The following is a 19589-nucleotide window of genomic DNA, read 5'->3' on the forward strand; positions in this document are numbered from 1 at the left end:
CACCTAACCGGTCTCGGTCTCCGCGGTCGCTTTCTCCCTGGCCGCCGTCTTCTTCCCGGTCGTCTTCTCCGCGGTCGCCGTGTCCTCCCCCGCGGCGGCCGCGTAGACAACCGTCTCGGCCGTCCGGCCGCGCAACGGCAGGGTCTCCTGCTGCGTCCAGCGACGGGCCTCGGCGGGGTCGGCGGCCTCGACCGCGCGCCCCGATGCCAGCGGACTCGACGGGTCGCGTTTGGCGAGTTCGGATAGCCGCGCACTCTCGTTCACCGGGTCGCCGATCACCGTGTACTCGAAACGTTCGATGGCGCCGACGTTTCCGGCAACGACGGTCCCGTAACTCACCCCGACCCCCGCGGACAGTTCGGGCACCTCGACCGCGAGGTCGGCGACGATGCGCCGCGCGGCCGCGAGTGCCGCGCCGGCCGGGTCGTCGAGTTCGATGGGTGCGCCGAAGATCGCCAGGACCGCGTCGCCCTCGAACTTGTTGACGAGCCCGTCCTTGTCCTCGACGGCCCGGACGATGACGGCGAAGAACTTGTTGAGGATCTCCACGACCTCGGTCGGACGGCGTTGCGCGGCAAGGGTCGTCGAGCCGATCACGTCGACGAAGAGGGCGGCGGCCACCCGCTCGGTACCGCCGAGTTCGGGGTCCGACGACAACGCCGCTTCCGCGACCTCGCGGCCGACGTGACGCCCGAACAGGTCGCGCATCCGTTCCCGTTCGCGCAGCCCAGACACCATCGAGTTGAAACCCACCTGCAGGTCACCGAGTTCGGTGCCGTCGTAGACGACGAGGTCGGCGTTCTCGAGATCGCCGGAGGTCACGCGGTTCATCCCGGAACGCACCGAGCCGATCGGCCCGGTGATGCTCATCGACGAGAGCAGGGTCAGCAGAAGACCGGTGAACAGGGCGGTGAGGCCCAGGACCGTCACCCCGATGAAGAGATCGAGCTTGGACGTCTCGTCGCGCCCCACCCCGAACGCCACGACCAGCAGGATGCCGATGATCGGGATCGCCGAACCGACCATCCACGACACCACCGCCCGTGACTTCACACCGGTGCGCTTACGGCGGTGGAATCCGGCCGAGATCAGTTCGGCCACAATGGGCCGCAGGGTGAAGTCGATGAAGAGGTAGGAGATCCCCACCACCACGACGCCGCTCATGCCGACGACGAAGAGCGTCTTGGGGATCAGCTGCGGGTCGACGACGCCGTACATGATCGTCAGCATCACCGTGGCGCCCGCCCAGAGCAGGCCCTGCACCAGCGACAGCCGCCACGGCAGGCGCATCGTCCGGCGTGCGTCGCGCTTGGTCGGGGCCTCGTCCCGGATGGCCCACCGGAGGTTCCGGACGCCCACCAGGGTGCCCCAACCGATCCCGATCACGAACGCGCCGAGGATGTACACGGGTACGGCGATGTAGTTCACCCACCACAGTTCGGCGGTGAAGACCGTCGGTTGCGGGATGCCCACGGCGGCCAGGGCGGTCGCGACGACCGCGCCGAAGATGTTCGCCACCACGATCGAGGACGTCAGCAGCGTCTGGATACGGACACGCTGCTTGACCCCGCTCTCCTCGACCGAGCCGAGCAGAATCGACCCGTAGTCGCGGCTCCCCCGCCTCGAACGCATGCCCAAGCTAATCACGACGACCGCGTCGATCGCCCGTCTCTGGCCCCGCCGATTCGGGACGAACCGGACGATCGACGGACGCGACCTGCGTCAACGCCCTAACCTGAACCGAGATCATCGTCATCCACGGCTCGCCGAAAGCAGCGCCATGACCGCATCCGATGTCCCGACCCGCCCTGCTCCGGTCGACATGTCCCGCAACCCGTTCCTCACCGGCGTCTTCGCCCCGCAGCGCGACGAGGTGGACGCCGTCGACCTACCGGTGAGCGGCGAGATCCCGGCCGACCTGCGGGGCAGCTACCTGCGCAACGGGCCCAACATGCGCTTCGACCCGATCGGTTCGTATGTCTATCCGATCGACGGGGACGCGATGGTGCATCGCATCAGCCTCGACGGCGGCCGCGCGTCGTATCGCAACCGCTTCGTCCGCACCCCGATGGTGCTCACGGAAGAGGCTGCCGGACATGCCATCTGGTCGGGCATCACCGACGGTTACACACCGTCGGCGGCGGAGGTCGGCGACGAGCTGGCGGGGACGACCCGCGAGCTGCCCGACATCAACATCGTGCGGCACGGCGGGCGGCTGCTGGCGATGGCCGAGGCCGACCGGCCCTATCAGCTCGCTCCCGAGGATCTCGCGACGCTGGCCCGCACCGACTGTGACGGTGCGATGTTCGTCGGCAGCACCGCGCACCCGAAGATCGATCCGTCGACCGGGGAGATGGTGCTGTTCAACTACGTACTCGAGGCGCCGTACCTGACCTGGGCCGTCGTCGGCCCGGACGGCCGGGCGATCCGCACACCGACCCCGGTCGACGGCGTCGACGCCCCGATCATGATCCACGACATGGCACTGACCAGCCGATACGTCGTGCTGTTCGTGTGCCCGCTGATCTTCGATATCGAGTCGGTGATGAGCGGCGGGTCGTTGTTGTCGTGGCAACCCCGGCGCGGGACCCGCATCGCGCTGATCCCGCGGGACGGCACGGCGGTGCGCTGGATCGACGCCGACCCGTTCTGGGTCTGGCACTTCGCCAACGCCTTCGACAATCCCGACGGTTCGGTCACCGTCGACTACGTGGAATGGACCTACCCCGGCGGGTTCTCCGACCAGCCCACACCAGCGGCGTCGTCCCTGACGCGAGCGGTGATCCGTCCCGACGCCGGGATCACCAAGACCGTCCTGAACAGCTCCGAACCGGACATGGAGTTCCCGCGCATCGACGACCGGATGCTGACGCGGGAACATCACCGCATCGCCAGCGTCGCGAAGGGCCCCAGAGACAGCGGTGATCTCGACAGCCTGTGGTTCCACGACCTCGCAGCCGGGACGGAGACGGTCTGGACCCCGGGTGCCGCGATCGGTGAACCGATCTACATCCCGGGCGCCGAACGCGACTACTGGGGTGCCATCGGCACCGACCCGACCGATATGACCTCGCACTTCTACCTGCTCAGCGCCGACGCGCCGCAGGACGGCCCGATCGCCACCGTGGACCTACCGATCCGCGTTCCCGCCGGACTGCACGGGGCGTGGCTGCCGGACCCTTCGTGACGCCCCTTCGCAAGCTCCGGGGCTCCTCAGGGATCGGATGGGTTGCTTCCTGATCCCGAAAGAACGCGAGCACCCGGCTCCGCTACCTGACCCCCGAACCTCAACTCGACCGGCAGACGTCGATCGAAGTCTGCAGGTCGGGTTGACGTCGACCGGTGGTTGGGTGAGCGACGGTGTCTCACCGGGCCTTCGAGGCAGGTCGCTTGCGCTCCTCGCACCTCAGGCAGCGGGCCTGGGTGCGTCGCGCTCTTTCCCATCAGGCAGAGGAGCTGGGTGCGTTGCGCTCTTTCGGATCAGGAAGCGACAGGTCAGACGATCGCGCGACGCACGATCGTCTGCTCGCGCCCCGGACCGACGCCGATACACGAGATGTGGGCGCCGGAGAGCTCTTCGAGCCGAAGGATGTAGTTCTGCGCGTTCGGCGGCAGTTCCTCGAAGGTCTTGCACTGGGAGATGTCCTCCCACCAGCCGGGCATCTCCTCATAGATGGGCTTGGCGTGGTGGAACCCGGTCTGGGTCATCGGCATGTCCTCGATGCGCTCGCCGTCCACCTCGTAGGCGACGCAGATCGGGATCGTGTCGATGCTGGACAGCACGTCGAGCTTGGTGAGGAAGTAGTCGGTGATGCCGTTGACGCGGGTGGCGTAGCGGGCGATCACGGCGTCGAACCAGCCGCAACGGCGCGCGCGGCCGGTGGTGACGCCGACCTCGCCGCCGGTCTTCGCCAGGTAGGCACCCCACTCGTCGAACAGCTCGGTCGGGAACGGGCCCGAGCCGACGCGCGTGGTGTAGGCCTTCAGGATGCCGAGGACCGTGGTGATCTTGTTGGGGCCGATGCCCGCGCCCACGGCGGCGCCGCCGGCGGTCGGGTTCGACGAGGTCACGTACGGGTAGGTGCCGTGGTCGACATCGAGCAGCGTGCCCTGCGAACCCTCGAGGAGCACGGTCTCGCCGCGCTCGAGGGCCTGGTTGAGAAGCAGGCGGGTGTCGGCGATGCGATGTTTGAAGCCTTCGGCCTGACCGAGGACCTCGTCGACGACCTGCGCCGGGTCGAGGGCCTTGCGGTTGTAGATCTTGACCAGGATCTGGTTCTTCAGCTCGAGGGCAGCCTCGACCTTCTGCGTGAGGATCTTCTCGTCGAGCACATCGGCGACGCGCACACCCACGCGGGCGATCTTGTCCTGGTAGCAGGGGCCGATGCCGCGACCCGTGGTGCCGATCTTCTTGTTGCCGAGGAAGCGCTCGGTGACCTTGTCGATGGCCACGTGGTACGGCATCAGGAGGTGGGCGTCGGCCGAGATCAGCAGACCGGTGGTGTCGACGTCGCGGTCCTCGAGTCCGCCGAGTTCGGTGAGCAGCACACCCGGGTCGACGACGACGCCGTTGCCGATCACGTTCTGCACGCCGGGGGTCAGGATGCCGGACGGGATGAGGTGCAGGGCGAAGGTCTCACCGGACGGGAGTACGACGGTGTGGCCGGCGTTGTTGCCGCCCTGATACCGCACAACCCAGTTGATCTGGCCGCCGAGCAGGTCGGTGGCCTTCCCTTTGCCCTCGTCGCCCCACTGGGCGCCGATAAGCACGATCGCGGCCATGATTCAGGTACTCCTTCGTGTGGCGCGCTTGAACTGATCAGAACAAACCTCACCAACACTACTGTGTTCACGCCCCCGATACCCTATCCGCGTGTCTTTCGCCCTGATCACCCAAGCCGGTCGCGCCGACGACAAGAAGGCGATCCGCGCCGCCGTGGCCGACGCCCTGTCCGATTCCGCCGTCACGCGCCTCATCGTCGAACCTCGTGTGGCCGAACGCTTCGCACCCACCCTCGCCGAGGAGGCCGACACCTTCCTGGATCAGGTGGTCGCCGCCCTCATGACCTCCGAGCGGCTCGACGTGGAAGTGGCGTACGTCTCGGCGGAGGCGACCGCGGCGACACGCCGATACCGCCTTCCGCATGGGCCGGCCGCGCGTGAGCTCGCCGAGAACGGCACCGCGAGTCCGGTTCCCCTCATCCGCGACGACGCCGCGACGGTCATCTTCGGCAGCGCGCGCCACCTCGGCGCCGAGGGCGCCAAGCTACACGGCGAGTCCTACGTCGACAGCGAACGGCTCTTCGATGGCGAAGTCCGTTCGGTGCTCATCGAACCCACGCTCGACGCCCCCGGCCTGCGCGCCCAGGTCGAGCGATTCCTGCTGCCGGGCAAGTGGTTCGCCGGCCGCGCGGTGCAGACCGGCGGCACCAACATCGTGGTCGAACGTGAGGGCGTGGTGAACGAACGCGTGCTGAAGCGGTCGACGTTCTACCGCCACGTCACCGATCTGCTACTCGTCCGCCCCTGAACGAAAACCCCGTCAGCCGACCGGGATCGGCGCCGGCGTCGGGGTGGTCTGGTTGCCGGCGGCCTCGATCTGGGCGTCCTTGCCGGTCGTCAGGTGCAGGTCTTCGCGACGGATGAGCGACGTCGCCACGACGCTGATGACCGCGGTGAGCGCGAGATAGCCGGCGGCCAGCCACGGCGACCCGGAGGCTGCACCGATCAGTGCGGTCAGGATCAGCGGGGTCAGGCCCGAGGCGTAGATGCCGGAGAACTGGTAGACCACCGACAAACCGGTGTAGCGGACCCGGGTCGGGTACAGACTCGCGAACAGCGTGCCCTGCGCGCCGTAGAAGAGGGCGTGGATCACGCCGAACACGATCACGAGCGCGACGGTGAACCAGACCAGGTTCTCGGTGCCGAACAGGGCGAACACCGGATAGACCGACAGCCCGTAGGCGGTCATGCCGGCGAGGTAGACCGGTTTGGCGCCGTACCGGTCGGTGAGCTTCCCGGAGACCGGGAGGAGCACCGCCATCACGAGCGAGGCGATGGTCACGGCCACCAGGACCGGGACCTTCTCCATGTCGAGTTCGCTGGTCGCGTAGGCGATCGCGAACACGCCCCACGTGTTGAACGCCGACCCCTCACCCCAGCGTGCGAGCAGCCCCAGCACGGTGTTGCGGGTGTTCGGCGGGAGCACGACCTCCCGGATCGGCGCCGTCGACTTCTGCGCGAGTTCGGCGACCTCGGCGAAGGCCGGCGTCTCGTCGACCTTGAGCCGCACCACGAATCCGATGACCACGAGCACGATGCTCACGAGGAAGGCGATGCGCCAGCCGTACGTCAGGAACGCGTCGTCGTCGAGCGCGACCTGGAGCAGGGCGAACACACCCGTGCCGAGTGCGAGACCGAGGGCGAGTCCGATCTGCGGGATGCTGCCGAACAGCCCCCGCTTGCGATCGGGACTGTGCTCGACCGCGAGCAGCACGGCCCCGGCCCACTCGCCGCCCAGCGCGAAGCCCTGCACGACGCGCAGCAGGAGAAGGAGGATCGGGGCGACGACCCCCACGGCCTCCGCGGTCGGCAGCACACCCATGAGCGCAGTCGCGATGCCCATCATGACCATCGTGATCGCGAGGGTTCTCTTGCGGCCGATCCGGTCGCCGATGTGCCCGAAGATCACACCACCGATCGGCCGGACGACGAAGCCGACCGCGAAGGTCGCGAACGACAGCAGGGTCCCGACGAAGGAACTCTGGTCCGGGAAGAACAACTGGTTGAACACCAGGCTCGCGGCGGTCGCGTAGAGAAAGAAGTCGTACCACTCGACCGTGGTGCCGAGGAGACTCGCGGCCACGACCGTGCGGAGTCGCTTGCGGCGCTCGGCGTCGGTCTCGTGAGCCGTCGGGGACGCGGAGGTCTGCAGAGAAGAGGCCATGACCGGCCCCACGGTATCGGCGACGTGCCGTGCCTCGTCGACTACGAATCAGCGTGAGCGAAAACCGCCGCCCACTTGCGCGCCGACGGCGTGTGCCGTTCCGCGGAGTCAGGACGCGAAGTAGTCGTCGAGGGTCACCATGCGCAGCTTTCGCTGACGGATGATGTCGACGAGCTTCGGATAGACCTTGGTGACGGGATCGTGGTTGGCGTGGCCGATCACGACGGTCTGCGGCCGGAAGTACTTGCGCGCGCACTGCACGAGGTACTTCTCGGTGATCAGCCCGGAGTCCGAGAGCGAGCCGTACCAGAGTGTGGGCATCGTGTAGCCGAGGTCGGCGGCCACGGCGTCGACCGACGCGTTGTGATAGCCGAAGGGCGGCCGGTAGTACGGCGTGCCGTCGACGCCGTACTGGTTCTTCAGGAACCGCTTGGTCCGGCCGAGTTCGTCGGCGATGCCCTTCGCCGAGAGCTCGGTGAGCGCCGGATGCGTCCAGGTGTGATTGCCGAGCTGGATCTGCCCGGATTCGACGAGCGGCCGCAGTTCCGCGCGGTGGTCGGTCCAGCCGTCGAACGATCCGGTGACGAAGAAGGTGAATCGAGCGCCGGTGTCCTGGGCGAACCTCACGTAGGCGCCGATGACCTCGGAGCTGGCACCGTCGTCGACCGTGAGGGCGATGTGCCTGCCCCTGCCCGGCAGACCGGTGATCGGTGCGGCGGGCAGCGGGTGGCGCGTGCCCATCGCCGGGGGCAGCAAACCTGCCGGTGACAGCGACGGCGCGATCGAAGTGGGTACTGACGGGGTGGTCGGTGTGGGCGGGGTCGAGGGCGTGATCTCGGCGGCCGGGACCGGCGAGGCGCACCCCGTCATAGTGCTCGCGGTCAGGGCCCCCACCGTGCCGGCCGCGAGTATCGCGAGGAAGTCGCGTCGTTCCATGCGGCGAATTTAAGGCATAACCGACATTTTCGGCTCATCGACGCGGGCTCACCACGTCATCTCGTCACGACATCGTCCCTGATCGTCGTTGTCCACCTGAACCGTCGCGTGCTCGAGCCCGTGGCGCGCCAGGACCGCCTGCGCGGCGGGCAGCACCTCGGAGTTGGGCCGGGTGCTGCCCAGGTGCACGGTGGCGACGTCCATGCCGGTGGTCAGCGTCCAGACGTGCAGGTCGTGGACATCGTCGACGGTGGGGATTCCGGCGAGATCGGAGCGCAGGGACTCGACGTCGATGTGCGCCGGCGCCTGTTGGTTGAGGATTCGCAGCGCGTCGATCGCGAGCCGGAGCGCACGCGGCACCACCCACAGGGCGATGAGGACCGCGACCACGATGTCGGCATAGCCCCAGCCGGTGGTCAGCGCGACGATGCCGGCGATCAGGACCCCGACGCTGCCGACGGCGTCGGCCAGGACCTCGAGGTAGGCGCCGCGGACGGCGATGGACTCTTTCGCGTCGGCACGGAGCAGAAGCATCACGACGAGGTTCACCGCCAGGCCCAGCAGCGCCACGATGATCAGCGTCAGCCCGGGGACCTGGGGATCGTTGCCGATTCGTTCGATGGCCTCGATCAGGACGAACGCCGCGACCCCGATGAGCAGGACCGCATTGGCGACGGCCGTGAACACCTCGGCACGATGCCAGCCGAAGCTACGGGCGTCGGTGGTGCGGCCGTGGCGACCCAGCAGCAGCGCGATCAGGCCCATGATCAGTGCGACGACGTCGGTGAGCATGTGCCCCGCGTCGGCGATCAGCGCGAGCGAGTTGACCAGGATGCCGGTGACGAGCTCCACGACGAAGAATCCGCCGATGAGCGCGACCGCCAGCACCATCGGCCACAGCCGCCGCTCCCCCGCGACGCCTGTCCCGGGGGTGTGGGAATGCGAGTGTGAATGACCCATGATGGCGGTCAATATATGCAGAAGTCTGCATATGAGGCAACACCGGCGCGCGTCAGCTCCGCAGGGTCGCCAGCGCCGAGGAGCGCCGCAGCCCGGCGATCATCAGCAGGTCGACGAGGAGGGAGCGGATCTCCGCGAGCAACGCGGCCTCGGAGAGATCGCTGTTCGCGGCCAGCTCGATGCGCGCCTTGCGGACGATGGACCGGACGACGCGGGCCGCCTCCACCGGATCGGGATCGTCGCCGGGATCGGCCATCATCATCGCCCGCAGGACCTCGAAGGCGCCCCCGATGTCGTCGATGATGTCGATCAGCGCCGGTTGCACCGTCTCCCCGCGCTGGGTGATGGCGAGCGATCGCCGCGCGATGATCCGCAGGTTGCGGACCGCATTGTCGATGGGATCGGCCGTGGCGACCAGCCGGTCCAGGCGGGTTCGAGAACTCCAGTACAACGGGGAGATCCGGGTGACCTCTCTGCCCCCGGACATGTCGGCCCGCATCATGTTGATCGCCGACTGGGTACCGCGTGCGGATTCGAGCGCGGCGGCGATCGTCTCCGCATCTCCGCTACGCAAACCCGCGGCGACCGACCGCGCCGCATCACGAACCGTGACGAGTACCCCCGCGGCATCCTCGCGCGCCCGTGCCGCGGGATTCACGGGAAAGAGTGCGCCCACCAGGATTCCGACGAGCCCACCGATCAACGCGTCGATGGCCCGGTGGAATCCGGCGACGCCGCCGGGCGGCAGGAGTGTCGCGACCAGGACGGCCGACGACGCCGCCTGCATCGGGATCAGCGGGCCGTCGTCGAGCAGCACGGCGAGTGCCATCGCCAGCACGACCACCACGATGATCTGCCAGGCACCCTCTCCGACAGCACCGATGAAGAGATCGCCGACGAGGATGCCGATCGCGACACCGCCGACGAGTTCGACCGACCTGCGCCAGCGCCGCCCGAGGCCCAACCCGAGTGAGATCACCGCGGCGATCGGCGCGAAGAACGGGTCCGGGTGATCGAACACGTGCATCGCGATCCACCACGCGAGGCCCGCGGCGAGTGCGCACTGGACGATCGGAACCAGGGAGACCCGGAGTCGACGGAGGCGTCGTTTCAGCGCACCGGGCAGGGAGTCGTAGACCCTGCGCGGGAACGAGTCGCTCGCGGCTGCCGACATTCGACGAGTCGCGGGTCTGTCAGACCAGGCCGAGCTCGGTGGCCGCCCTGGGATCGCTGTCGTTGAGGAGGTCGAGGCAACGCAGGTGCTCGTCCTCTTCGCCGATCAGTTCCGCGGCCCGGGCGAGGGCACCGACGCATCGCAGGAATCCGCGGTTGGGTTCGTGGCTCCACGGAACGGGACCGAAGCCCTTCCATCCGTGACGACGCAGCTGGTCGAGCCCGCGGTGGTAGCCGGTCCGTGCGTAGGCGTAGGCGGCGATGACGGCACCGGTGTCGCCGGCCTCGCCGGCTGCGGTCGAGGCTGCGAGCGCCGCCTCGGCGAGATACGCCCAGGCGATGGAGGCGGTGGGATGGGCGGCCGCGACCTCGGCCGGGACGGCCCCGTTGAGCAGGTCCGACTCGGCGTCGTCGTCGCCGGTGAGCAGAACCGGCTGCGGGCCGAGGAGATCTCCGAAAGACGTCATGTACCCATTCAAGCATCGAGCCCGCTCCTGTGACCGCATCGACCGAACGCCGTAGTGCTGGACCTGCCGACGATTCGCTAGGGTGAATGGCGCAATCGGTCCTGTCGCCGAGCTACTCGGTGGCCGGACCGAAACCATGCGATGGGCAGAATGCGGGGTGATCAGTCGATGGCTCGATCCGACAAGCCGAGAGCTGCTGTCACCAAAGCACTTTCGACGCTGCGCCAGGCCCGGGACGAACGTCGCTCACGGCGGAGCGGCCGACCGGGCGCCGGCGCCGGGCCCGCTGCGTCCGCTCCTGGTGGCGCGGACGCGGGTCGGGAGCTCACCGGCCGATCCGACGCAGGCCCCGGCGACACACCGGGCACCGCCCCGTCGAGGCCACCCGCAACGAAATCCGGCCAGAATTCCCGATCTCGTCCGGACATCGCGGACATCACCCCGGATACTGTTCCGACCGGCGACGACGCCGAGAACCAGAGCACCAGCAGAGAGGGCCACGAGCCAGCCGTGGACGATCCCGCCCAGAACGACACCGCCGAGAACAGAGCCGACGACGCGGCAGACACCGGCACCGACGCTTCTGACGCCCAGACCCCCGCGAAGAAGGCCTCGGCCAAGGCTCCGAAGCCGAAGGGCGGGCGCGGGATCGACGGTGCGACCCAGATCATCAGCCGGGACAACCTGCCGTCGCTGGAGGATCTCGAGGATCTGGACTCGATCGATCCCCTCGGCACCGACGCCGCGGACACTCCCGATGCCGACACGTCCGACGCCGAGGAAACCCCGGCCGAGCCGGAGAGCAAGCCCGCCCGCCTGGGTCCGAGCGACTCCAAGACCACCGTGATCCGCCGCGAGGATCTCCCCGACCCGAGCGAGCTCGAGGATCTCGACGACATCGACGCGACCTCTGCGGCGCCCGAGCCAGCAGAGGCCGAGGCAGAGGCAGAGGCAGAGGCCGCCACCGAGCCGGTGGCCGATGAGCCTTCGGAGCTGGACGAGGCCGCCGAGCCGGCGGATGCCGAGGAGCCGGGCACGGACTCGGACGCGGTCGAGTCGGACTCGGCTGACGACGAGTCGGAAGCCGCCGAGACCGACGTCACCGACGAGTCCGGGGCGGGCGCAGCTGCCGCCGCGGTCGCGGCGGGCGCCGCGGGTGCGGTAGCCGCCGGTGCTGCCGTGGCCGGCGACGACGACGAGACCACGGGCGAGGATGTCACCGACCAGGCCGGCGCGGAAGCCGAGTCCGAGGATTCCGTCGCCGACGGCGAGGCCGAATCCGCCCCTGCGGCAGGCGAGGCCGAGGACACCGACGCCGAAGCCGAACAGGCTGCCGAGCCCGCCGACGAGGCCGCCATCGCGACCGAGGAGCCCTCCGACGCCACTGACGGGGTCGAGGCAGAGGAACCCGAAGCGGAGCACGAGCCGACCGAACCCGAGGGTGCGGAGTCCGAGGGTGCGGAGTCCGGGGGCGCCGAAGTCGAAGAGGCCGAGGCCGGAGACGCAGGCACCACCGCGACCGACGACGAGGCACCGGCCGCCGACGCCCCGACCGAGGCGATATCGCTGGCGAAGGGCGAGGACGACCCCGCGACGGCCACGCCGGAAAACGAGCCGGCCGACGACTCCGATGCCACCACGAAGGTGATCCCGGCAGCGGCCGCCGCCGGTGCAGCAGCCGCGGCCGGCGCGAAGGCTGCGACGCCGGATGAGCGCACCGACACCGTCCCCGAGCCCGCGGTCCCTGCGCCGTCGACCGGCGAGTGGACGACCACGACACAACAGCCGCAGGTCATCCCCGGCAGCAAGCCGACCAAGACCACCAAGAAGCGCGGCAAGGGCCCACTGATCGCCGTCGCCGCGATCCTCGTGGTGATCGCGGCGGTCATCGGCGGCATCTTCGCCTACCAGAACATGACGGCGACCCCGCCGGCCGACGAGGCCGCCGAGGTGGCGCTCGACTACACGACCGCGCTGTACGAGGGCGACCTCGAGACCCTGCGTTCGGTCACGTGTGGCGAGCTCCATGCCTTCTACGAGGACTTCGACGACGCCGCCTACCAGAAGACCTACGACGCACAGAAGGCACGCAACGAGCTCGTCCAGACCCAGGCGATCAACGCCGTCCGAGTGGTCGAGGGCGGCGAGCTGGCCGTGGTGGAGGTCGTCGCGGTACACACGAGTGCCCCGGACGCCCCCGAGACGGTGACGCTGAACCTGCAGCGCGAGGGTGATGACTGGAAGGTGTGCAACCCCACGTGACCGGCGGTCACGGGTGGGGTCCCCCGTCGACCACACCCCCGCCGCCGCAGCATGTCCCGGATGCGGTCCGGTATGACGGCCCGCCGGAACAGCGGGATCGGCCGTCGGATGTCCCCGCCTATTTCACCCCTCGGCGCCCCACACCTCCGCCCGTGTCGAGCGGTCCGTCGCGGCGTATCCGGCCCACGCATCCCCGGAGCACCGGTGCACGCGCCGGCTCGGGGTCCGGTTCACGCACCGATCCCGCGGTCCTCGTCTCCGCGCTCGTGATGATCGCGCTGGCGGTGGCGGTGATGGTCGGTTTGCTCACCTCCTGACGCGCTGCGGCCGTTCCACCTCCCCGGCGTGAGGTCACCGCCGGACGACCCCACGTCGAGTCCGACCAGGGCTCGAAAACAGTTCTGCCCGCACCCTCGCGGGGGTGCGGGCAGAACTTGTGTCAGACGATCAGGCGGTCAGCGACTTGCCGTTCGACTTGAGGTCGTTGCACGCCTCGACGACGCGCTCACTCATGCTGGCCTCGGCCTTCTTCGACCAGCTGCGCGGGTCGTAGACCTTCTTGTTGCCCACGTCGCCGTCGACCTTGAGGACGCCGTCGTAGTTGCCGAACATGTGGCCGGCGACCGGACGGGTGTAGGCGTACTGGGTGTCGGTGTCGACGTTCATCTTCACCACGCCGTAGCTGAGCGCCTCGTCGATCTCGCTCTTCAGCGAGCCCGAGCCGCCGTGGAAGACGAAGTCGAAGGGCTTGGCACCATCGGCCAGACCCAGCTTCTTGGCGGCGACCTCCTGGCCGGTGTTCAGCACGTCGGGACGCAGCTTGACGTTGCCCGGCTTGTAGACGCCGTGGACGTTGCCGAAGGTGGCGGCGAGCAGGTAGCGGTTGCCCGAGTCGCTGGCGCCCAGTGCCTCGATGGTCTTCTCGAAGTCCTCGGGGGTGGTGAACAGCTTGTCGTTGATCTCGTTCTCGACGCCGTCCTCTTCACCGCCGACCACGCCGATCTCGATCTCCAGGATGATGTTGGCCGCGCCCGCCTTGGCGAGGAGCTCCTTGGCGATCTCCAGGTTCTCGTCGAGCGGCACGGCACTGCCGTCCCACATGTGCGACTGGAACAGCGGGTTGCGGCCGGCGTCGACGCGCTCCTGCGAGATCTGCAGCAGCGGACGCACGTAGGTGTCCAGCTTGTCCTTGGGGCAGTGGTCGGTGTGCAGGCCGATGAGGACGTCATACTTGGCGGCGACGACGTGTGCGAACTCGGCGAGTGCCACGGCACCGGTCACCATGTCCTTGACGCCCTGGCCCGAACCGAACTCGGCACCACCGGTCGAGAACTGGATGATGCCGTCACTGCCGGCGTCGGCGAAGCCCTTGATCGCGGCGTTGATGGTCGACGACGAGGTGCAGTTGATCGCGGGGAATGCGTAACCACCCTTCTTCGCCTTGTCGAACATCTCGGCGTACTGCTCCGGGGTTGCAATGGGCATCGACGAATCCTCCAGGGTGTTGATGTGCTCTGGTGTTCGGGTTCTCTCGCCCACGGTTGATGCGCCGTGGCGAGCAGCCGGACTTCCCGCGGCCGGACTTCCCTCAGTATGGCAGGTGCCACACCGGCCGGTGCGCCCACCATTCGGGCCCGGACCTGCACCGAGAGACATCGATAGGATCTCGGTGTGGCAGCCTCACGTTCTCCGGTCCGGTCCGACGACTCCCCGCCCGCTGACAACCCGTCCCCCCGACCGTCGGCGGTCACCGTGGCCTCAGATGTGGGCCGCGGTGCCCTCATCGGCGTGGCCGAGACCATCCCGGGAGTCTCCGGCGGCACCGTTGCCCTGATCACCGGCATATACGACCGGCTCATCGCGACGGCGAAGGCGGCGACGACGTTCCCGGCACGTCGCCTGCGGGGCGTCCGATCCGACGATGCCAACCGGGTCGACTGGTGGCTAATGGTCCCGGTTCTGGCGGGAATGGCGATCGCGGTGTTCTCGATCGCCGGCGTGATGGAGGGATTCGTCACCGAGCAGCCGGTGTACTCCCAGGCTCTGTTCATCGGCATGATCGCGGTGTCGGTGGCCATCCCGTTCCAGGAGATCCCGCGCGGTACGTTCACGACCACCTCGTCGAAACTGCCCGCCGTCCTGACGTTCGTGATGATGGCCGTACTCGTGTTCGTGCTGACGTCGCTGCCGCGGTCCGAGGTGTCCGATCCCCCGCTCGTGGCGGTCTTCTTCGCGGCGTCGGTCGCGGTCTGCGCACTCGTCCTGCCGGGCGTCTCGGGTTCGTTCTTCTTGCTCGTGATCGGTCTCTACGCACCGACGCTGGCCGCCGTCGACGACCGCGACCTCATGTATCTGGGGGTTTTCGCCGCCGGCGCCGTCGTGGGCCTCGCCTCGTTCGTCCAGGCTCTCGAGTGGCTGCTGCGCACACACCACAGCCTGGCGATGGTCGGCGCCGCCGGCCTGCTGCTGGGTTCGCTACGAGCCCTGTGGCCATGGCAGGACCCGGCGGACGGTGCGCCGATGCCCATCGGCGACGACTGGCCGGGGGCGTTGGGCATGTTCGTCCTGGGTGCCGCGATCGTCGGCGCGGTGGCGCTCGTCCAACGCAGACTCGGCTCGTCGAACGGCCGGCCCGCCGGGGCTGCGGGCTGATCGCTCCCGGGCGGCGCACCGACGCCGTTCCCGCGCGATTCCACCCTCCTCGCCCGCGCAGGTACTCTGGGTTCCCGTGATCGACTCAGCACTTGCCACCACGACCACCAACCTGGCACTTCTGCCGGGATTCCTGGATCCGGTCAACCTCCTCAACTCGTTCGGCACCTGGATGCTGGCGGGTCTGCTCTTGGTGGTGTTCATCGAGTCGGGCCTGCTGTTCCCGCTGCTCCCGGGCGATTCCCTGCTGTTCACCGCGGGCCTGATCGTCGCCGCGAAGTCGGCCGACATCGAGCCGTTCGCGCCGCTGTGGGTGCTGCTGGTGACCATCCCGATCGCCGCATTCCTCGGTGACCAGGTCGGGTACTGGATCGGCAAGAAACTCGGGTACACGCTGTTCACACCGAACGCGAAGGTCCTCAAACAGGTCTACATCGACGAGGCCCACGAGTTCTTCGAGAAGCACGGCCCGGTCACGATCATCCTGGCCCGCTTCGTCCCGATCGTCCGTACCTACGCGCCGCTCGTCGCGGGCGCCGCCCGGATGCGGTACCCCGTCTTCCTGACCTACAACATCGTCGGCGCGGTGGCCTGGGGCGCGGGCGTGACCCTGCTCGGCTACTTCCTCGGACAGATCGCGTTCATCCGCGACAACGTCGACTACATCTTCCTGCTCATCGTCTTCGTGTCGGTGCTCCCGATCATCTCGGAGATCGGCAAGCGCATCCTGCGGGCTCGCAAGCGTCCCGTCGAGGAGGAGCCGCTGGCCCCCTCGAAGGATCCGGCCCCCACTCCCCCGGCCGAGTAGTCGTCTACCAGGCCTGATCCAGATCGGCGTGCTGCCGGATCCACGCGTGCATGGCGATCCCGGCAGCCACTCCGGCGTTGATGCTGCGGGTCGACCCGAACTGCGCGATCGACACCGTCATGTCGGCCTGACGTTGCGCGTCGTCGCTCACGCCCGGACCTTCCTGACCGAACAGCAGCACGCATTCGCGCGGAAGTTCCACGGTCTCCAGCGGACGCGATCCCGGAGTGTTGTCCACCGCGACGACGGACAGACCTTCTCCGCGCGCCCAGTCGAGCAGATCGCCGACCGTGTCGTGGTGCATCAGGTGCTGGTAGCGGTCGGTGACCATCGCGCCGCGACGGTTCCAGCGGCGTCGTCCGACGATGTGGACCGCCGCGACGGCGAACGCGTTCGCGGTACGCACGACGGTGCCGATGTTGGCGTCGTGGGCGAAGTTCTCGATGGCGACGTGCAGCGGGTGCCGGCGCGTGTCGATGTCGGCGACGATCTCCTCGCGCTTCCAGTACCGGTACGCGTCGACGACGTTTCGGGTGTCGCCGGTCGCGAGCAGTTCGGGGTCGAGGTGGTCGTCGTCCGGGGTCGGCTCACCGGGGTGTTCGACCGACCAGGGGCCCACACCGACCGGCGGTCCCGTCACCCACTCGGTGGGACCGGCGACCCCGGCGTCTGGATCGGGTGCGTCAGGCAAGGCCGAGATCGCTCAGCCCGAGCAGTGAGCGGTAGGGCACGCCCAGCCCGGTGATGACCGCGTCCGCGCCGGTCGCACGGTCGACGACGGTGGCGACACCGACGACGTTGCCGCCGATCTCACGCACGGCCTCCACTGCGGTCGACGGCGAGGCGCCCGTCGTGCTGGTGTCCTCGACGACGAGCACGCTGCGGCCGACGATGTCCGGGCCCTCGATTCGACGCTGCATGCCGTGGGCTTTTGCGGCCTTGCGCACCACGAAGGCGTCGATGTCGCGACCGTCGGCGTGCATGATCGACGTCGCGACCGGGTCGGCGCCGAGCGTCAGACCACCCACGGCGACGTACTCCCAGTCGGCGGTCAGCTCGCGCATGAGCGTGCCGATCAGGCGGGAGGCCTCGTGATGCAGGGTCGCGCGGCGCAGGTCGACGTAGTAGTCGGCCTCCTTACCGGAGGAGAGTGTCACCTTGCCGTGCACGACGGCGAGTTCGCGGACCAGTTCGGCGAGTCGCGCCCGCGCCGCTGGGTCGACCGGGGGCGGCGTGCCGTCGGAAACCGGGCTTGACGAGGACATGCGACCACTCACTCTCGAACTCTCCGGCTGTCGGCCGGTGCACTGGATGACGATTACCCTACGGTGTCCGCGACACCGTTCGGATCAGCCCTGTCGGGTCAGCTGCGGTGGCGATTCGACCGCTCGCCGGTGTCCTCGGGCCGACGCGGCGAGTCCTCGGGTTTGCGCGTCGCGGACCCGCGGACCGGCATCGGGGCCATGCCCCGGCCCGTCGTCGACGAGGTACCGGTCGCCGGCGGCGGCTTACGGACCGGCGGGGCACTCGGCTTGGCGGCCGGGGAAGCCTCTGTGGCGGGAGCCGCCGCGGCCTGCCGGCGACGCTTGTCGCGCATCGACTCGGTCTTCTCGTCGGCGAGCTCGGCGCGCGTGGGTCCGTGCGGATCGCGTGGGTCGGGCGAGTCCTCGGGTTCACGCACCGGCGGGAGAACGCGCAGCAGGTCGGCGAAGCGTCGAACCACTTCGAGGCCGGTGTTGAGCGTCGCGGGATCATTGGTCAGCGGAAGCGAACCGAGCGCCCAGTTGCCCTCGTTCCACAGCACCTCGACGAACGCCGGGGCCTTGTTGGCCAGGGCGACCATGCGCCGGTCGCACACGCGCCGGGCGACGTCGAGGTTGTTGGAGAACATGACCCGCGGCCCCATCGCACCGAGGAGCTCGACGTCCTCCTCGGCGGGCGCGAGCACATCCTCGTGACGCAGGTCGACGACGACGGGCGAGGGCGAGGATCGGCGGACGGCGATCACGGTCGCGGTCTCGGCGAGATCGAAGACAACGGTCTCCACGCCGCCGTAGCGGCCGTAGGCGACGTCGCGGACCTCGACGTGATCGGGGACGTTCATCGTCGCCCGACGGAACACCTTGCGCAGCTTGGTGTCCGTCTCGCGGAACTTGAACTCGTGCTCATCCCCCCAGATCGCACGCTGGTGCCGCGCGACGCTCGACCGCTGCCGGTCGAGCCACAACAGGACGCCCGCACCCGCGAGTGCCACGGCGGCGATCAGGAAATAGACGGTGGTCATCGCGCTACAGCCTACTATCGGCCGCGCCGCGACGACGTCATCCGCCTCCGGTTAGGTAGCCGCGTTCCTTGTCGACGACGTTGACCAGCGTCTCGGCGACGACGGCACCGTCCGCGGTGTCGTCCAGACCGACGTATCGGCGCAGGTTCTCGAGGATCTGTTCCGACAGCGCCTCGCGCCAGCCGAGCGCGTCGCCGCTCATGTGCGCCGAGATCGCGACGCCGGGCAGATCCCACAGCTCGTTGTCGGCGGGCAGCGGTTCGGTCGCGAACACGTCGAGCGAGGCCGCACCGAGGCGCCCCGACCGCAGCGCGTCGATCAGCGCCGGCTCGTCGACGAGTTCGCCGCGGCCGACGTTGATCAGATGCGCGCCCGGTTTCATCGCGGCGAGCACCTCCGCGTCGATCATCCCGGCGGTCTGTGGGGTCAGCGGCGCGATGGTGACGACGTTGTCGAAGTCGCCGACATGCTCGGCGAGTTCGGCGGTGGCGACGACCCGGCCGAAGTCGGGGTCGGACTCCCGCGCGGTTCGCCCGCCGCCGACGACGTGCATCCCCACGGCACGGAGTAGCCGCGCGGTGGCTCGGCCGATTCCGCCGGTCCCGATGACGAGGGCCGAGGTACGCGACGTGCCGACGGTTTCCCGATGCTTCCACACGTGATCGCGCTGCAGGGCCATCGACTCGTGTAACCGCTTGTCCCGGGCGAGGATCGAGGCGAGGACGAACTCGGCGATGGGCCGGTCGAACACGCCGTGCGCGTTGGTCACCACCACATCGGAGGTCTTCAGCTCGTCGAACAGCAGCGGGTCGACACCTGCCGCGCAGACGTGCACCCACCTCAGCGACGCGGTCGTCTCACCCCAGTTGTCGGCGAGCGCCCGAGAGAAGAAGTCCCACAACACCAACGCGTCCGCACCCGGCAGCGCATCCGCGAGATCGTCTGCGACGCAATGGCGTATCTCGGCGAGTTCGGCGAGCTGATCGAGGTTCGATGGCGGCGCGACACCTGGGGCACCGAGGAGCGCGAGGACCGGACGTCGGGTGCTCATGCGGCCACCGTAGCCCGAGAACAACCCCTGAGCACCGCCGACTGTCACAT

The 19589-nt window shown here is 68.8% G+C and carries 18 protein-coding genes; 6 read left to right on the forward strand and 12 right to left on the reverse strand.

From position 1 onward, the window contains the following. Positions 1 to 3: 3 nt before the first annotated feature. The gene (locus GKZ92_RS19230; protein ID WP_006361002.1) at positions 4 to 1632 is read right to left on the reverse strand and encodes an adenylate/guanylate cyclase domain-containing protein; all 1629 of its coding nucleotides are present in this window, start codon (positions 1630 to 1632) and stop codon (positions 4 to 6) included. Positions 1633 to 1780: 148 nt separating this feature from the next. Between GKZ92_RS19230 and GKZ92_RS19235 the strand changes: the two genes are divergently transcribed. Next, positions 1781 to 3187: a carotenoid oxygenase family protein gene (locus GKZ92_RS19235; RefSeq protein WP_035754664.1), complete on the forward strand. Its 1407-nt coding sequence runs from the start codon at positions 1781 to 1783 to the stop codon at positions 3185 to 3187. 308 nt (positions 3188 to 3495) lie between these two features. On the opposite strand, the gene GKZ92_RS19240 is transcribed toward GKZ92_RS19235, so the two are convergent. Further along, on the reverse strand, positions 3496 to 4782 hold the full coding sequence (locus tag GKZ92_RS19240) for an adenylosuccinate synthase (RefSeq protein ID WP_006361000.1): 1287 nt from the start codon (positions 4780 to 4782) through the stop codon (positions 3496 to 3498). Between the two features lie 91 nt (positions 4783 to 4873). On the opposite strand from GKZ92_RS19240, the gene GKZ92_RS19245 reads away from it, so the two are divergent. Next, complete coding sequence (locus tag GKZ92_RS19245; protein ID WP_035754567.1) at positions 4874 to 5530, forward strand: hypothetical protein; 657 nt, start codon at positions 4874 to 4876, stop codon at positions 5528 to 5530. Between the two features lie 12 nt (positions 5531 to 5542). Here GKZ92_RS19245 and GKZ92_RS19250 read toward each other — a convergent pair whose 3' ends face one another. From GKZ92_RS19250 to GKZ92_RS19270, 5 genes are all read right to left on the reverse strand, one after another. Beyond that, positions 5543 to 6946, reverse strand: coding sequence for an MFS transporter (locus GKZ92_RS19250; protein ID WP_035754565.1), 1404 nt, complete (start codon positions 6944 to 6946; stop codon positions 5543 to 5545). 108 nt (positions 6947 to 7054) lie between these two features. Next, a complete protein-coding gene (locus GKZ92_RS19255; protein WP_035754563.1) occupies positions 7055 to 7882 on the reverse strand; it encodes a polysaccharide deacetylase family protein in 828 nt (275 codons plus the stop codon). 48 nt (positions 7883 to 7930) lie between these two features. After that, positions 7931 to 8842, reverse strand: a complete 912-nt coding sequence (locus GKZ92_RS19260) for a cation diffusion facilitator family transporter (RefSeq protein ID WP_035754561.1) — start codon at positions 8840 to 8842, stop codon at positions 7931 to 7933. 52 nt (positions 8843 to 8894) lie between these two features. Continuing rightward, entirely contained in the window at positions 8895 to 10016 is a 1122-nt protein-coding gene (locus tag GKZ92_RS19265) for an FUSC family protein (RefSeq protein WP_006360995.1), read from the reverse strand. A 19-nt stretch (positions 10017 to 10035) separates the two neighbouring features. Continuing rightward, positions 10036 to 10482 (reverse strand): DUF3151 domain-containing protein, encoded by a 447-nt coding sequence (locus GKZ92_RS19270; RefSeq protein WP_006360994.1) that lies wholly within the window; start codon positions 10480 to 10482, stop codon positions 10036 to 10038. Positions 10483 to 10992: 510 nt separating this feature from the next. Between GKZ92_RS19270 and GKZ92_RS19275 the strand changes: the two genes are divergently transcribed. Beyond that, on the forward strand, positions 10993 to 12744 hold the full coding sequence (locus GKZ92_RS19275; RefSeq protein ID WP_329602388.1) for an Rv0361 family membrane protein: 1752 nt from the start codon (positions 10993 to 10995) through the stop codon (positions 12742 to 12744). A gap of 152 nt (positions 12745 to 12896) precedes the next feature. Continuing rightward, a complete protein-coding gene (locus GKZ92_RS23800; RefSeq protein ID WP_230461837.1) occupies positions 12897 to 13061 on the forward strand; it encodes a hypothetical protein in 165 nt (54 codons plus the stop codon). Between the two features lie 130 nt (positions 13062 to 13191). On the opposite strand, the gene fbaA is transcribed toward GKZ92_RS23800, so the two are convergent. Continuing rightward, positions 13192 to 14229: a class II fructose-bisphosphate aldolase gene (fbaA, locus tag GKZ92_RS19285; RefSeq protein WP_006360991.1), complete on the reverse strand. Its 1038-nt coding sequence runs from the start codon at positions 14227 to 14229 to the stop codon at positions 13192 to 13194. A 186-nt stretch (positions 14230 to 14415) separates the two neighbouring features. On the opposite strand from fbaA, the gene GKZ92_RS19290 reads away from it, so the two are divergent. Further along, positions 14416 to 15396 (forward strand): DUF368 domain-containing protein, encoded by a 981-nt coding sequence (locus GKZ92_RS19290; RefSeq protein WP_035754557.1) that lies wholly within the window; start codon positions 14416 to 14418, stop codon positions 15394 to 15396. A gap of 76 nt (positions 15397 to 15472) precedes the next feature. After that, entirely contained in the window at positions 15473 to 16204 is a 732-nt protein-coding gene (locus tag GKZ92_RS19295) for a VTT domain-containing protein (protein WP_006360989.1), read from the forward strand. A gap of 4 nt (positions 16205 to 16208) precedes the next feature. Here the strand turns inward: GKZ92_RS19295 and GKZ92_RS19300 are convergent, their stop codons facing one another. The 4 genes from GKZ92_RS19300 to GKZ92_RS19315 form a co-directional block, all read right to left on the reverse strand. Further along, the gene (locus GKZ92_RS19300; RefSeq protein ID WP_006360988.1) at positions 16209 to 16895 is read right to left on the reverse strand and encodes a TrmH family RNA methyltransferase; all 687 of its coding nucleotides are present in this window, start codon (positions 16893 to 16895) and stop codon (positions 16209 to 16211) included. Then, positions 16888 to 17469 (reverse strand): orotate phosphoribosyltransferase, encoded by a 582-nt coding sequence (gene pyrE / locus GKZ92_RS19305; RefSeq protein ID WP_006360987.1) that lies wholly within the window; start codon positions 17467 to 17469, stop codon positions 16888 to 16890. Before pyrE ends, GKZ92_RS19300 begins: the two co-directional genes overlap by 8 nt. Positions 17470 to 17567: 98 nt before the next feature. Then, on the reverse strand, positions 17568 to 18488 hold the full coding sequence (locus GKZ92_RS19310) for a hypothetical protein (RefSeq protein ID WP_006360986.1): 921 nt from the start codon (positions 18486 to 18488) through the stop codon (positions 17568 to 17570). A gap of 37 nt (positions 18489 to 18525) precedes the next feature. Then, positions 18526 to 19539 (reverse strand): D-2-hydroxyacid dehydrogenase, encoded by a 1014-nt coding sequence (locus GKZ92_RS19315; protein WP_155225528.1) that lies wholly within the window; start codon positions 19537 to 19539, stop codon positions 18526 to 18528. Positions 19540 to 19589: the final 50 nt, after the last annotated feature.

It is taken from the genome of Gordonia sp. 135, assembly GCF_009720185.1.
GTDB classification, from domain to species: Bacteria; Actinomycetota; Actinomycetes; order Mycobacteriales; family Mycobacteriaceae; genus Gordonia; species Gordonia alkanivorans.

Bases quoted from the DNA above. Each gene is read 5' to 3' on its own strand.
- GKZ92_RS19260 (WP_035754561.1), bottom strand. From the start codon at position 8,842: ATGGGTCATTCACACTCGCATTCCCACACCCCCGGGACAGGCGTCGCG.
- GKZ92_RS19255 (WP_035754563.1), bottom strand. From the start codon at position 7,882: ATGGAACGACGCGACTTCCTCGCGATACTCGCGGCCGGCACGGTGGGG.
- pyrE (WP_006360987.1), bottom strand. From the start codon at position 17,469: ATGTCCTCGTCAAGCCCGGTTTCCGACGGCACGCCGCCCCCGGTCGAC.
- GKZ92_RS19235 (WP_035754664.1), top strand. From the start codon at position 1,781: ATGACCGCATCCGATGTCCCGACCCGCCCTGCTCCGGTCGACATGTCC.
- GKZ92_RS19315 (WP_155225528.1), bottom strand. From the start codon at position 19,539: ATGAGCACCCGACGTCCGGTCCTCGCGCTCCTCGGTGCCCCAGGTGTC.
- GKZ92_RS19310 (WP_006360986.1), bottom strand. From the start codon at position 18,488: ATGACCACCGTCTATTTCCTGATCGCCGCCGTGGCACTCGCGGGTGCG.
- fbaA (WP_006360991.1), bottom strand. From the start codon at position 14,229: ATGCCCATTGCAACCCCGGAGCAGTACGCCGAGATGTTCGACAAGGCG.
- GKZ92_RS19265 (WP_006360995.1), bottom strand. From the start codon at position 10,016: ATGTCGGCAGCCGCGAGCGACTCGTTCCCGCGCAGGGTCTACGACTCC.
- GKZ92_RS19270 (WP_006360994.1), bottom strand. From the start codon at position 10,482: ATGACGTCTTTCGGAGATCTCCTCGGCCCGCAGCCGGTTCTGCTCACC.
- GKZ92_RS19250 (WP_035754565.1), bottom strand. From the start codon at position 6,946: ATGGCCTCTTCTCTGCAGACCTCCGCGTCCCCGACGGCTCACGAGACC.
- GKZ92_RS19230 (WP_006361002.1), bottom strand. From the start codon at position 1,632: ATGCGTTCGAGGCGGGGGAGCCGCGACTACGGGTCGATTCTGCTCGGC.
- GKZ92_RS19240 (WP_006361000.1), bottom strand. From the start codon at position 4,782: ATGGCCGCGATCGTGCTTATCGGCGCCCAGTGGGGCGACGAGGGCAAA.